Origin of the sequence: Glycomyces mayteni, from assembly GCF_042428885.1 — a bacterium.
GTDB lineage: Bacteria > Actinomycetota > Actinomycetes > Mycobacteriales > Micromonosporaceae > Glycomyces > Glycomyces mayteni.
Window position 1 is genome coordinate 70,886 of the sequence record NZ_JBHMBP010000003.1, and the last position, 12,821, is coordinate 83,706.

At 72.9% G+C, this 12,821-nt stretch carries 12 protein-coding genes; 8 read left to right on the forward strand and 4 right to left on the reverse strand.

The window, feature by feature from the left end:
- Positions 1–5: 5 nt before the first annotated feature.
- Entirely contained in the window at positions 6–1,262 is a 1,257-nt protein-coding gene (locus ACFFXY_RS12865; protein WP_382350812.1) for an amino acid deaminase/aldolase, read from the reverse strand.
- Positions 1,263–1,354: 92 nt separating this feature from the next.
- Between ACFFXY_RS12865 and ACFFXY_RS12870 the strand changes: the two genes are divergently transcribed.
- Positions 1,355–2,677 carry a D-arabinono-1,4-lactone oxidase gene (locus tag ACFFXY_RS12870; RefSeq protein WP_382350815.1) on the forward strand — a complete coding sequence of 441 codons (1,323 nt, stop codon included), beginning with the start codon at positions 1,355–1,357 and terminating at the stop codon, positions 2,675–2,677.
- On the opposite strand, the gene ACFFXY_RS12875 is transcribed toward ACFFXY_RS12870, so the two are convergent.
- Together ACFFXY_RS12875 and ACFFXY_RS12880 are read right to left on the reverse strand one after the other, a co-directional pair.
- The gene (locus ACFFXY_RS12875) at positions 2,674–3,114 is read right to left on the reverse strand and encodes a type II toxin-antitoxin system VapC family toxin (RefSeq protein ID WP_382350818.1); all 441 of its coding nucleotides are present in this window, start codon (positions 3,112–3,114) and stop codon (positions 2,674–2,676) included. The two genes, ACFFXY_RS12870 and ACFFXY_RS12875, sit on opposite strands and share 4 nt — an antisense overlap.
- Positions 3,111–3,359, reverse strand: a complete 249-nt coding sequence (locus tag ACFFXY_RS12880) for a ribbon-helix-helix domain-containing protein (protein ID WP_382350821.1) — start codon at positions 3,357–3,359, stop codon at positions 3,111–3,113. The genes ACFFXY_RS12875 and ACFFXY_RS12880 overlap by 4 nt, the downstream gene beginning before the upstream one ends.
- A 67-nt stretch (positions 3,360–3,426) precedes the next feature.
- Between ACFFXY_RS12880 and ACFFXY_RS12885 the strand changes: the two genes are divergently transcribed.
- The 7 genes from ACFFXY_RS12885 to ACFFXY_RS12915 all read left to right on the forward strand — a co-directional run bounded on the left by ACFFXY_RS12885 (position 3,427) and on the right by ACFFXY_RS12915 (position 11,921).
- Entirely contained in the window at positions 3,427–4,170 is a 744-nt protein-coding gene (locus tag ACFFXY_RS12885; RefSeq protein ID WP_382350823.1) for a pyrimidine reductase family protein, read from the forward strand.
- Complete coding sequence (locus ACFFXY_RS12890) at positions 4,163–5,875, forward strand: ATP-binding protein (protein ID WP_382350826.1); 1,713 nt, start codon at positions 4,163–4,165, stop codon at positions 5,873–5,875. The genes ACFFXY_RS12885 and ACFFXY_RS12890 overlap by 8 nt, the downstream gene beginning before the upstream one ends.
- A gap of 8 nt (positions 5,876–5,883) precedes the next feature.
- Entirely contained in the window at positions 5,884–7,038 is a 1,155-nt protein-coding gene (locus tag ACFFXY_RS12895; RefSeq protein WP_382350829.1) for an exonuclease SbcCD subunit D, read from the forward strand.
- Complete coding sequence (locus tag ACFFXY_RS12900) at positions 7,038–9,470, forward strand: AAA family ATPase (RefSeq protein WP_382350832.1); 2,433 nt, start codon at positions 7,038–7,040, stop codon at positions 9,468–9,470. Before ACFFXY_RS12895 ends, ACFFXY_RS12900 begins: the two co-directional genes overlap by 1 nt.
- Positions 9,471–9,557: 87 nt before the next feature.
- On the forward strand, positions 9,558–10,337 hold the full coding sequence (locus tag ACFFXY_RS12905; RefSeq protein WP_382350835.1) for a carbonic anhydrase: 780 nt from the start codon (positions 9,558–9,560) through the stop codon (positions 10,335–10,337).
- 104 nt (positions 10,338–10,441) lie between these two features.
- Positions 10,442–11,371, forward strand: coding sequence for a hypothetical protein (locus ACFFXY_RS12910; RefSeq protein ID WP_382350838.1), 930 nt, complete (start codon positions 10,442–10,444; stop codon positions 11,369–11,371).
- 40 nt (positions 11,372–11,411) lie between these two features.
- On the forward strand, positions 11,412–11,921 hold the full coding sequence (locus tag ACFFXY_RS12915) for an SRPBCC domain-containing protein (RefSeq protein ID WP_382350840.1): 510 nt from the start codon (positions 11,412–11,414) through the stop codon (positions 11,919–11,921).
- A 57-nt stretch (positions 11,922–11,978) separates the two neighbouring features.
- On the opposite strand, the gene ACFFXY_RS12920 is transcribed toward ACFFXY_RS12915, so the two are convergent.
- On the reverse strand, positions 11,979–12,677 hold the full coding sequence (locus tag ACFFXY_RS12920) for an aggregation-promoting factor C-terminal-like domain-containing protein (RefSeq protein WP_382350843.1): 699 nt from the start codon (positions 12,675–12,677) through the stop codon (positions 11,979–11,981).
- Positions 12,678–12,821 lie beyond the last annotated feature (144 nt).

Here is a 12,821-nt window from a genome sequence, read left to right on the forward strand (position 1 = left end):
GCGGCTCAGGCGAACGCGCGGCCCTCGCCGCGGTAGGTCGGGACCTCGTCGACGACCTCGCCGCGCTGGATGAGGTGGATCGTGTTGACACGCTCGGCGAGCTCCCCGGCCTTGGCGTGGCGCATCCAGACGCGGTCGCCGATGGCGAGCGCGTCGGCGGCGCGGCCGCGCAGGGGCGTCTGGACCTCCCCGGCGCCCTCGGTCTTGGAGTAGCGGAGCCCGGCGGGGAACGCGGGCTTGGGGAGGCGGTCGGGGCCGGGGACGCCGGAGGCGATCCAGCCGCCGCCGAGGGCGGTGACGATGCCGCGCTTGGGCCTGCGGACGACGGGGAGCGCGAAGAACGCGGCCGGGAGCGGCCGGATCGAGCGGTAGCCGTCGAACAGGGCGGGCGAGTAGAGGCCGGACCCGGCGGCGATCTCGGTGACCGAGGGGTCGGCGGCGGTGGAGATGACCGAGCCGGTGCCGCCTCCGTTGACGAATTCGAGGTCGGTGACGCGGCGGACGGCGGCGACGGCCTCGGCGCGGCGCTCGGCGAGCTCGGCTTTGGAGACGGTCTGCATGAGCCGCACCAGGGGCGAGCGCAGCGCAGCGGCACTGAAGGCGTCCTGGACGCCCGCGATCTGGCCCTCGTAGCCCATGATGCCGACGAGGTGGACGCCCGGCCGCTTGTCGATCTCGTGGGCCATGTCGAGGGCCTGGTCGGGGGTGCGGACCGGGGACCGGTAGGCGCCGATGTGGACGCGGCCGCCGAGGAGTTCGAGCGAGACGTCGAGTTCGAGGCACAGCCGCAGGGGCCGCGAGGGGTTCGGCTCGACGTGGCGGGCGAGGAAGTCGAGGTGCTCGACGGAGTCGACCATGAGGGTGATGCGGTGGGCGAGGCGGTCGTCGGCGGCGAGCGCGCGGAGCGCGTCGGTGTCGGCGGTGGGGTAGGCGACGACGACGTCGTCGAACTCCCCGTGCTCGTCGGCACCGGCGAGCCAGAGGGCTTCGGGGAGCGTGAACCCGAGGACGCCTTTGAAGCCGGGCTGGGCGAGCGCGCGCCGCATGAGAGGGCGGCAGCGCAGGGATTTGCTGGCGAGGCGCAGCGGTTTGCCGATGGCGTTGCGGCGCAGGATGGCCGCGTTGGTGTCGAAGGCGTCCAGATCGACCGCGGCGAACGGCGGCTGCAAGCCGCGTGTCGCCCGGTCGAGGACGCCGAACCGCTGGTCGGCGGCGCCTTGTGCGGCGGCCCCTGGCGAGCCCGTTACTCCCTGATAGCCCATCCGACTTCCCTTCCGCAGGTCAAGTGGGGTTAGATGAAAGCTACCGTGAAGTACACCTCGTATTCAACAGAGTCGTTGGAAGGACCGCCGCCATGGGGACCCCCGTCGCCGAGAACGAACGCTGGCAGAACTGGTCGCGAACCGAGGGCGCCGAGCCGGTGCGGACGGTGCGCCCGGCGACGTCCGAGGAGCTGGCGGCCGCGGTGGCCGCCGCGGCGGAGGACGGGCTGCGGGTGAAGGCGGTCGGCTCGGGGCACTCGTTCAGCGCGATCGCGGTGCCCGAGGGCGTGCGGGTGGACATGGGCGGGCTCGACCAGGTCGTGGCGGTGGACCCGAAGTCGGGGCTGGTCACGGTCGAGGCGGGGATGCGGCTGGAGGCGCTGAACGCGGTCCTGGACGCGCACGGCCTGGCCTTGGAGAACATGGGCGACATCGACGCGCAGACGATCTCGGGGGCGATCTCGACGGGGACGCACGGCACGGGCGACCGGTACCGGGGGTTCGCGTGGCAGGTCAAGGGCTTGAAGCTGGTGCTGGCGAGCGGTGAGGCCGTGCAGTGCACGGAGTTCGAGCGGCCGGAGCTGTTCGCGGCGGCGCGGCTGGGGCTGGGCGCGGTCGGGGTGATCACGGAGGTGACGCTCCAGTGCGTGCCGGCGTTCCGGCTGCACGCGGTGGAGCGGCCCGAGCGGCTCGGGGCGGTCCTGGAGGGCCTGGACGAGCTGGTCGCGGAGAACGACCACTTCGAGTTCTACTGGTTCCCGCACACGGACCGCACGCTGACGAAGCGGAACAACCGGCACGCGATGTCGGAGCCGTCGCGCGCGCCGAGCCGCCTGTCGTACTGGTGGAACGAGACGTTCACGGAGAACGCGCTGTTCTCGGCGAGCAACCGGGTCGGGGTGCGGTTCCCGTCGATGGTGCCGCGGCTGAACCGGGTGGCGGGGCGGGTGTGGAGCGCGCGGGAGTACACGGACCGGTCGCACCGGATCTTCACGTCGCCGCGGACGGTGCGGTTCCGGGAGATGGAGTACGCGCTGCCGCGGGAGGCGCTGCCGTCGGTGCTGCGGGAGCTGCGGGCGCTGGTGGAGCGGGAGGGGCACACGGTGTCGTTCCCGGTGGAGGTGCGGTTCGCGGCGGCGGACGACATCTGGCTGTCGACGGCGCAGGGGCGGCGGACGGCGTACGTGGCGGTGCACCAGTTCCACCGGCACGACCACGTGCCGTACTTCCGGGACTGCGAGGCGGTGTTCGACGCGGCGGAGGGGCGCCCGCACTGGGGGAAGATGCACACGCTGGGCGCAGAGCAGCTGTCGCGGCGGTACAAGCACTTCGAGGACTTCCGGCGGGTGCGCGACGAGGTGGACCCGCAGCGGCGCTTCGCGAACGCGTACCTGGACAGGGTGCTGGGGGCCTAGCCGTCCCAGTCGAAGGGGAGGATCTCGAAGGCGTCGAAGCCCGGTGTGAGCGGTTTCAGTGCTCGGAAGTCCCGCTGGTCGAGGGTGAAGATCCGGTTGGTCTCATAGCGGCCGGCGAGCGCGACGCCCACCGTGTCGGCGAGGTCGAGTTCCAGGCCGCGGTAGTCGAGCCGGAGCCGGTTGGCGGTCGCGAGGTCCTCGAACTTGACGGAGGCGAGCTGGTAGCGGCCGCGCTCGAACCGCGCCAGCAGCGATTCGGCGACCGCGATCGCGAAGTCGAAGCCGCCTTGGCGGTGGGCCAGGTGGTCGAGCTCGGTCATGACGAGCGGAGAGACGAGCAGCGGCTCGGTCTCCATGATCCGTTCGGCCGCTTCGTGGTGCGGCTGGCTCTCGTCGAACGCGGCGAGCACCGCGGAGGTGTCGGCGACGATGATCATCGCTTCTCGGCGCGCCGCTTCATGCTCTGGTAGATCGCCTCGTCCATCTCCTCGACGGTCATGGCGCGACCGCTGCTGAACTTCGGCAGCGGCGGGAGCGGTTCGCGTTCGCCTGACCGCAGCAGCCCTTCGTCCAGGAAGATCCGCATCAGTTCGGCTTTGGACACCCCGCGACGCCGGGCCTCGGCTTCAAGCCGCAGGTCCGCTCGCTCATCGAGGTAGACGGTGCTCTTCTTCCGCGTCATGCCACCGATGGTACCACCCGTGCGGGTTCCGGAGGCCGCTGTCGGAGGGGTGGGCTAGGTTTCAGCGGTGGCAGACGTGCTGTACCGAAAACTCGATGAACTGACCGACGACGAGGTCTACGCGGCGTATGCGCCGCCGGAGCCGGATTGGCTGCGGGTGAACTTCGTGTCCAGCGCCGACGGGGCGGCGACCCTGGAGGGCCTGTCGGGGCCGCTCTCGGGGGCGGAGGACAAGCGGGTCTTCAAGGTCCTGCGGGCGCGGTGCGACGTGCTCCTGGCCGGGTCGGGGACCGTCCGGGCCGAGGGGTACGGGCCGCTGGTGCTCTCGGAGGACCGGATGGCGTGGCGGCGGGCGCAGGGTCTGCCGGAGGTGCCGGTCATGGCGGTCGCCTCGCGCACGGCGAGCCTGGACCCGAAGGCGGGGATCTTCACGGAGGCGCCGCGGCGGCCGATCCTCATCGTCCCGGCGGACCTGCCGGAGGCGGCGGTCGAGCCGTTCCGGGACGTGGCGGACGTGATCGCGGCCGGCACCGGGGAAGTGGACTTCGCGGCGGCCCTCGCGGCGCTGCGCTCGCGCGGGCTGCGGCAGGTCCTGTGCGAGGGCGGACCGCACGTGTTCGGTTCGCTCATCGCGGCGGGGCTCGCGGACGAGCTGGACCTGACGGTGTCGCCGCTGCTCGTCGGCGCGGGCCCGATCCGCATCGCCGAGGGCGAGCAGGCGGCCGAGGCGGTGCCGCTGCGGCTGCGACACGTCCTCGAAGCCGGGGGCAACCTCATCCTGCGCTATCTGCGAGGATCGACCGATGAGTGAATCGGTGGGCCGCGTGCTGGGCACGGAGGACGCGACGCCCCTGTCGTTCTGGGTCGGGGTCGGGCCGGAGGCGTACGCGCAGCTCGACGACGTGCTCACCACCGAGCGGCAGGTCCCGGGGGTGGGCACGGTCCGCATCTCCGGGGTGGTCACGTCGGTGCGCAGCCGCCACGAGGGCGCCCAGTTCGACTCGGACGTGTTCGACATCGCCGGGGGACTGCTCCCCGCGCAGGTGCAGGAGGCCGCCGAGGTCACGGTGACCCGCGTCGAGCCCGAGGTGTTCGTGCCGCCGCGCCCGGGCGCCGAGGTGCAGCGGGCCTCCGGCGAGGACCGCGACCGGGCCCTGTACTTCGACGGCATGGCCCGCCAAGTTCCCCTTGGGTTCTCGCGCGACGGCCAGCCGGTGTTCCTGAACCCGGACTTCCTCGACGGCACGCGCGGCGCGCACGTGTCGATCTCGGGCATCTCCGGCGTCGCCACGAAGACCTCGTTCGCGACGTGGATGCTGTACTCGCTGCTGCACTCCGGGGCCCTGGGCGCGGAGGCCGCGAACACGAAGGCGCTCATCTTCAACGTCAAGGGCGAGGACCTGCTGCTCCTCGACCACGACAACACGAAGATCGACGAGACGGTCCGCGACTCGTACCGGCGCCTGGGCATGGAGCCGGGCGCGTTCAAGTCCGTGGAGGTGCTCGCGCCCCCGCGCGAGGGCGACTCCAACGGCATCCCCGACGTGGCGTGCCGGTCCACTGGGGTCGACGCGTTCTACTGGACGCTCGCGGAGTTCTGCCAGCTGAACCTGCTGCCGTTCGTGTTCGCCGACGGCGACGACGACCGCCAGCAGTACACGATGGTCGTGCACCAGGTCGCGGCGCGGCTGCGCAAGGAGGCCCGCCCCAAGGACAACGGCGCGATCAGCGTCGACGGGCGGCTCCTCACCAGCTACCGGGACCTCGTGGACCTCATCTGCGAGCGGCTCGCCGACGACGACACCCGCACCGAGTGGGCCGGGTCGGCGATCGGCCTGGGCACGGTGAACGCGTTCATCCGGCGGCTCATCGCCTCCGGGCGCGACATCGGCCGGCTCATCCGCGGCGACCTGCCGCCCCGCGGCGCGGCGCTGTCCTCTGACGCGCAGGTCACCGTCGTGGACCTGCACAATCTGCCCGACCGGGCGCAGCGGTTCGTCGTCGGTGTGGTGCTGCGCAGCGAGTTCGAGCGCAAGGAGAAGGCGGGCACGGCCCGGCCGCTCCAGTTCGTGGTCCTCGACGAGCTGAACAAGTACGCGCCGCGCGAGGGCACCAGCCCGATCAAGGACATCCTGCTCGACATCGCCGAGCGCGGCCGCTCGCTGGGGGTCATCCTCATCGGCGCCCAGCAGACCGCGTCCGAAGTGGAGCGGCGCATCGCGTCGAACTCGGCGATCCGCGTCGTCGGCCGCCTCGACGCGGCCGAGGCCACGCGCCCCGAGTACGGGTTCCTCACCCAGGCGCAGCGCATGCGCGTGCTCATGGCCAAGCCCGGCACCATGTTCGTGGCCCAGCCCGAGCTCCCCGTCCCCCTCGTGGTGAACTTCCCGTTCCCCGCGTGGGCCACCCGCCCCGCCGAGGCCGGGTCCGCCCCGGCCGCCACCGCACGGTCGGTTACCGCCAAGGTCGACCCCTTCGACCTCGCCGGAGACGACGAAGACGACATTCCGTTCTAGGGGTAGCAATGCGGATTCTCCACACGTCCGACTGGCACGTCGGCGTCACGTTGAAGGGCCGCCCGCGGCTCGACGAGCAGCGCGCGGTCTTCAAGCAGATCGTCGACGTCGCCAAGGCCGAGGACGTGGACCTCGTGATCGTCGCCGGGGACCTGTTCGACACCGCCTCGCCCTCCAGCGAGGCGCAGAAGCTCCTGACCGCGGCCCTCTCGGCGCTGCGCCGCACCGGCGCCGAAGTGGTCGTCGTGGCCGGGAACCACGACAACGGCAAGGCCCTCGACGCCCTGCGCGAATGGGCGCACGCGGCGGGCATCCATCTGCGCGGCAGCCTCGGCAAGGCCGCCGACCACCTCATCACCGGCGAGACGAGGGACGGCGAGCGGTGGAAGTGCGCGGCCCTGCCGTTCATCGCCCAGCGCCACGCCGTGCGCGCCGCCGAGCTGTTCGAGCTGGGCGCGGCCGGGGCCGAGGCGAACTACGCCGACCACCTGCGGCGCCTGGTCGCCGCGCTCACCCAGGACTTCGGCGCCGACACCGTCAACCTGTTCACCGGTCACCTCACGGTCGTCGGGGGCAAAGTGGGAGGCGGCGAGCGCGAGGTCCACACCGTGGCCGACTACGCCGTGCCCGCCGCGATCTTCCCGCCCACCACCTCCTATGTGGCCCTGGGACACCTGCACCGGGCCCAGTCGATCGTCGGGCCCTGCCCGATCCGGTACTCCGGCGCGCCGATCGCCGTGGACTTCGGCGAGGAGGACCACACCCCGGGCGTGGCGATCGTCGAGGTCAGCGCCGGGGTCCCCGCGAAGGTCCGGACCGTGCCGCTCACCGAGGCCGTGCCGCTCCAGACCGTGCGCGGGAACCTGGAGACGCTCGCGAAGACCGAGGCCGACGAACGCGCGTGGCTGCGCGTGTTCGTCACCGAGCCCGCGCGGGCCGGACTGCGCGCCGAGGTCGCCGACCTGTTCCCGGCGGCCGTCCAGATCCACATCGACCCGGTCATGCGCCTGGAGCAGAAGACGCCGCGCGAACGGCGGTCCGGGCGCAGCCCCGGCGAGCTGTTCGGCACGTACCTGACCGAGAACGGGCACGACGACCCGGCGGTCGCCAAGCTGTTCTCGGCGCTGTACGAGGACACCCAGACCGTCTCCGAGGAGGCCTGATGCGCCCGATCCGGCTGGACCTCAACGGCTTCGCGTCCTACACGGGCTCGGAGACCTTCGACTTCACCGACGTGGACTTCTTCGCGCTCACCGGGCCCACCGGGGCCGGGAAGTCCACCGTGCTCGACGCGATCTGCTTCGCGCTCTACGGGCGCACCCCGCGGTGGCGCGTGAACACCACCCAGAACGCCCTCGCGCCGTCCGCGGTGGAGGGACGCGTGCGGCTCGTGTTCGCCGCCGCCGGGACCCACTACGTGGCGACCCGCATCCTGCGCCGCGACCGCAACGGCAAGGTCAAGACCACCACGGCCGCACTGGAGCAGCTCCCCGAAGGCGTCGACCCCGCCGACGACGAGTCGCTCGTGGAGGGCCTCGGCCGCGCGCTCGCGGGCAGCCCCAGCGAAGTCTCGAATGCGGCCGAGCGCGTCATCGGCCTGCCGTTCGAGCAGTTCACCAAGTGCGTGCTCCTCCCCCAGGGCGAGTTCGCGGAGTTCCTCCACGCCTCCCCCGCCGACCGCCGCAAGATCCTGGAGAACCTCCTCGGGCACAGCGTGTACCGGCGGGTCCAGCAGCTCGCGGGCGCCAAGCGCGACGCCGCCACGACCGCGATGAAGACCCTGGAGGCGCAGCTCGCGCGCGTCCCGGCCGTCGCCGACGCCGAACTGGCGGCCGCCGCCGAGCGCGTCGAGCAGCTGGAGAAGCTCACCGAGCCCGTGCGCGACAAGGCGAACGCCCTCGACGGCCTCGCCGCCGCCGTGGACGCCGCCCGCAGGCGCCTGGCCGAGGCCGAGGCGAACCTCGCGTCCCTCACCTACATCAAGCGGCCCGAGGGCGTCGCCGACATCGCCGCGCAGGTCGCCGACGCGAACGCCGCCGCGGCCGCCAAGGCGACCGAGGTGGAGGCCACCGAGGCCGAGGACGAGCGGCTCCGCGGCGAACTCGACGGCCTCGACCTCGCGCTCATCGAACGCCAGCTCAAGGCCTGGGCCGAACTCGCCGAGACCCAGTCGAAGCTGAAGACCGGCCTGGAGCTCACCGAGGAGCTGCGCGACCAGTTCGCCGAGGCGAAGGAGCTGGAGGAGGCCGCCGGGGAGGAGGTCGAGATCCAGCACGCGTCCCTCCACAAGGTCCGGATGGCCGAACTGGCGGGGACCCTCCGCGCCGGGCTCGCCGTCGGCGACGAGTGCCCCGTGTGCGACCGGCCCGTCGAGACCGTGCCCGAGCACGACCTCTCCGAGTCGATGCAGCAGGCCGAGGAGGCCTCCCGCACCGCCACGATCGAGCACCGCGACGCGCAGGCCGCCGTCGTCGCGCTCCAGACGAAGCTGGAGAACTACGAGGAGCGCCTCACCGAGCTGCGCCTCGCCGAAGGGCGCCTGAAGAAGCGCCTCGAAGGCGTCGACGAGCCGCCCGCGCTCCAAGCGAAGCGCGCGTCCTCTGAAGAAGCTCGCCAGCAGCTCGCGGGCACCGGCGCGGCCCTGAAGGCCGCCCGCAGGGCCCTGCGCGAGGCCGAGAAGCGCAAGCAGGCCGCCGACGAGCGCCAGCAGCGGGCCTGGAAGGAGTTCCAGCACGCCCGCGACCAGGTCGCCGCGCTGGCCCCGCCCGCCGCCGGGGACGAGCTGGCCGCGAGCTGGGAGGCCCTCGTCGGCTGGGCCGCGGCCTCGCTGGAGCGGGCCGGGACCGAGCGCGAGGCGGCCCGCACCGAACTGGCCGGGCTCGACGGCCGCGCCGCCACGCTCCGCGGGGAGCTGCGGCTCTCCTTGGGCGAGTTCGACATCGACGTGCCGCGCACCGGCACCGGCGGCGACTACGTCGGGAGGCACGCCGCGGCCGTCGAGTCCGCGAAGGCCGCGTCCGCGCGGCTGCGCGACGCCCGCGCCCAGCGCGTGGACCTGGAGGCCGAGACCCGCCGCTTCGCGCACGAGGCCGAGGTCGCGAAGGCCCTCGCGTCCCACCTGGAGGCGCGGCGGTTCATGGAGTGGCTCCTGTCGGAGGCGCTCGACGAGCTCGTGGCGGGCGCGACGGTGATGCTCAACCAGATCACCGCGGGCCAGTACGACCTCATCTACCGGGAGCAGGACTTCTGGGTCGTGGACCACCACGACGCCGACATGGCGCGCCCGGCGCGGAGCCTCTCGGGCGGCGAGACGTTCGCGGCCTCGCTGTCGCTGGCGCTCGCGCTGAGCGACCAGCTCGCGAGCCTCGCGCGGCACGGCGCGTGCCTGGAGTCGATCATCCTCGACGAGGGCTTCGGGACGCTCGACCCGGAGACCCTCGACGCGGTCGCCACGACCCTGGAGGCCCTGACGCTGTCGGCCGGGCGCACCGTGGGCCTGGTGACGCACGTGCCGGAGCTCGCCGAGCGGGTGCCCGTGCGGTTCCGGATCACCAAGGACGCCAAGGGGTCCCACGTCGAGAAGAGCTTCACCTAGACGCCGGTGCGCGGCCCCCGCGTGCCGGGGGCCACATCGGATTCGTTCACCTCCCGTTCGCCCGCGCGGCAGGAGTATCCCTGAATCGTGAAATCACTCCACGTTTCCGGCAATCGCCGCAAGCTGCTCACCGGCACCGCGTCCATCGGCGCCGCCTCCGCCCTCGTGCTCGCCCTCGACGCCTGCTCCACCGACACCGGCGGCGCCGCCGCCTCCGAGACCGCCTCCACCGCAACCGAAGCGCCCGACTTCAAGAGCCTGGAGACGGCCGAGGAGATCTGGGACGCCCTCCTCGAAGGGAACCGGCGCTGGGCCGCCGGGGAGTCCGCCCACCCCGGCGCCGACGCCGAGACCCGGCAGGCGCTCGTCGAGGGCCAGGCCCCGCGCGCCGCCGTGTTCACCTGCGTCGACTCCCGCGTCGCCCCCGAACTGGTCTTCGACACCGGCGTCGGCGACATCATGGTCACCCGCACCGCCGCGAACACCTTCGACCCGCTCGTGTCCGAGTCCGTCTCCTACGGGCCCGCGGCCCTGGACGCCCCGCTGCTGGTCGTCCTCGGCCACCAGAAGTGCGGCGCCGTCACCGCCGCCCACGACGCCCTCGCCGCCGCCGAAGACGGCGAGGAGGCCGAGGACCACGGGTACGAGCTGCCCGAGATCGTCGCGTCCCTCACGCCCGCCTACGAGGCCGCCGAGACCGAGTCCGGCGACCCGGTCGACGCGATGATCAGTGCGAACGTGGCCCTCACCGTGCAGGCGCTCAAGGAGCACCCGAACCTCGCCGAACTCGTCGCCGACGGCGCGCTCACCGTCGTCGGCGCCGTCTACTCCCTGGAGACCGGCGCCGTCACCGAGATCGAGGCCTGACCCGGGGCCGGGGCCGGGGCCCGCGCCCCGGCCCGCCCTGCGGCCCGCGCGCATCGACGGCGGGAAGTAGGCTGGGCCGCAATCGACCTGAAAGCAGGTGCGCCTTGCAGATCACCGTCGACGCGTGGGACCCGTCCTTCGCCGACAACCCCGAGTCGCCCTCGCGCACCGGGGGGACCGTGCGCACCGAGATCGAACTCGACCCCGAGGACTGGCGCCCCATCGACGCCCCCGCCAAGGGCCCGCGCCGCATCGTCGTGGTCGACGGCGTGCGCCGCATCGACGCCCGCGTGGAACTCCTCGACAGCACCCCAGAGCACCCCGGCGAGCGCTGGCCGGGCCTGTGCGTCTCCTGGGCCGCCGGAGCGGTCGCCTGCGACCTCGACGGGCACGTCGCCGCCGTGGCCGAGGCCGACGTGGAGCGCGGCCTGTTCGCGGCCGTCGACCCCGGCGCCGACTTCGGGCGCTACCCCTACCGCAAGGTCGAGTCCGCCGACCCCGGCGAGCTCATCTCCGCGGCCCAGCACGCGATGGCCGCACTGGAGGCCAAGGTCGCCTCCATGGTCGCGATGGACGCCGAACTCGCGGTCCTCGACGGGCCCCTGCGCGGGCGCGACCAGCTCTCCAACTCCGTGGGCTACATCAAGAGCCACTCCCGGTCCTACCTCAAGGGCGAGCAGAACGCCGTGGTCGAGAAGCTCGCCCCCGGCCAGCGCACCCCCGTGTTCCACCTCGTGTCGGGCTGGCCGCGCTACACGTGGTACCTGCGGCTGCCCGGGACGAGCTCGCGCGGCTGGTCGGGCGTGGCCCGCCTCGAAGCCTCCGACGACCTCACCGACGAGGCGGCCATCAGCCTCGCCGACGCCACCGCCGCGGCGCTCCCGCCGCTGGGCTCGGCGGCCCACAAGGACGCCCGCGCGCCCCAGAACCTCACGCCGATAGCGGGACTGGAGCGGCGCCTGAAGCGGATGCTCGGCGACCCGCGGCTGCTGCTGCGCTCGGTGCGCGCGGCGTCCCTGGAGACCGGGGCCTGAGCGCGGGAAGACGCAGGGCCCGTTCCGCGTTGGCGCTTCCATGACACCCGACGCACCCGGCGCGCCCGTCCACGGGACCGTGGCCGTCTCCCGCGACCTGGCCGCCCCGCCCGAGCGGGTGTGGGCCGCGTTCGCCGACTTCGACGTGCGCCACGGCTGGTTCCACGTCCCCGGCCGCGAGCAGACCCACGAACTGGACTTCCGCGTCGGCGGCGGCGAGCGCTCGACCGGGGTCTTCGACGCCTCCGGCGAGCCCGAACTCGTCGAGTGGCGGTCGCGGATCTTCGACCTGGCCGAGCCCCGGCGGATCGTCTACGGCTACGAGCTGGTCGTGGAGGGCCTGCGCCGCAACGTCTCGCTGGTGACGGTGGCGCTGGCCCCGGCGGGCGGCGGCACGCGCCTGGACTACACCGAGCAGTACGTCCTCACGGCGCTCACCGGGGAGCCGGGCCAGGACGAGGGGCACCTGCGCGGGTCGCTCCAGTTCCTGCTGAACCGGCTCGAAGGGGCGCTGGGAGAACGACGGGAGGCCCCGGCGCGGTTGCGCTAGGGCCTCCCTGGGTCAGCGAACTCCGGGTCCGCTCGGTGGTTGAAGCTTAGGCGGCGGCTAGTACCAGCCGTTGGACTCGCTGTGCGACCATGCGCCGCACGGGCTGCCGTAGCGGCCCTCGATGTAGTCGAGGCCCCAGGCGATCTGGGTGGCCGGGTTGTCCTCCCAGTCGTCGCCGTTGGCGGCCATCTTGTCGCCGGGGAGCGACTGCGGGATGCCGTACGCGCCCGAACCGGAGTTGTAGGCGTGCTCGTCCCAGCCGGACTCGCGGTTCCACAGGTTCACGAGGCACTGGAACTCGCCCATGTCCCAGCCGGCGTCGAGGGTCATGGTGCAGCCGACGGCCTGGTTGCCGGAGTAGTCGGAGCACTCGCCGGAGACCTCGACGCTGGGGCCGGAGGACTCGTCGGAGGACTCCTCCTCGGCGGCGGGCTCCTCTTCCTCTGCGGGGACCTCGACGGGGTCGGACTGCGCGGTCTCGGGGGCGGCCTCCGCCTTCTCGGGCAGGATGCTCGTCATCGTGTCCACGTCGTCCCACTGGCGGTCGGCGTCCCCGGCGTCGGCGACGATCTGCTCGGCGAGCCGCTCCTCGGCGGTGGGGTCGTCGGTCGCGATGATCGCGGCGCTCGCGCTGCTCGCCGAGCCGACTGCGAGCAGTACGGCCGCCGAGGACACGAACACCCGGGTGCGCACCACGTGCCGGAGGCCCCGCGGGCGGGGCTCGTCGGACCGGTGCTTGGCTCGGGTCGTCTTCATGCGGGTAAACATCGGGGGCAACCCTAAGAGGCCCCGCAGCCGCGGTCGTACCGCTCGGTAACGGCGACATTACGGCACATCGACGCCTGTACCGCAACGGTTTCCGTGCCCGTCTCGCCCGATAGCGCGGGTATCGCGGCACCC

What these genes read in the sequence shown, in the direction of transcription:
- ACFFXY_RS12865 (WP_382350812.1), bottom strand. Translation starts at nt 1,262, where the DNA reads ATGGGCTATCAGGGAGTAACGGGCTCGCCAGGGGCCGCCGCACAAGGC.
- ACFFXY_RS12870 (WP_382350815.1), top strand. Translation starts at nt 1,355, where the DNA reads ATGGGGACCCCCGTCGCCGAGAACGAACGCTGGCAGAACTGGTCGCGA.
- ACFFXY_RS12875 (WP_382350818.1), bottom strand. Translation starts at nt 3,114, where the DNA reads ATGATCATCGTCGCCGACACCTCCGCGGTGCTCGCCGCGTTCGACGAG.
- ACFFXY_RS12880 (WP_382350821.1), bottom strand. Translation starts at nt 3,359, where the DNA reads ATGACGCGGAAGAAGAGCACCGTCTACCTCGATGAGCGAGCGGACCTG.
- ACFFXY_RS12890 (WP_382350826.1), top strand. Translation starts at nt 4,163, where the DNA reads ATGAGTGAATCGGTGGGCCGCGTGCTGGGCACGGAGGACGCGACGCCC.
- ACFFXY_RS12895 (WP_382350829.1), top strand. Translation starts at nt 5,884, where the DNA reads ATGCGGATTCTCCACACGTCCGACTGGCACGTCGGCGTCACGTTGAAG.
- ACFFXY_RS12900 (WP_382350832.1), top strand. Translation starts at nt 7,038, where the DNA reads ATGCGCCCGATCCGGCTGGACCTCAACGGCTTCGCGTCCTACACGGGC.
- ACFFXY_RS12915 (WP_382350840.1), top strand. Translation starts at nt 11,412, where the DNA reads ATGACACCCGACGCACCCGGCGCGCCCGTCCACGGGACCGTGGCCGTC.
- ACFFXY_RS12920 (WP_382350843.1), bottom strand. Translation starts at nt 12,677, where the DNA reads ATGAAGACGACCCGAGCCAAGCACCGGTCCGACGAGCCCCGCCCGCGG.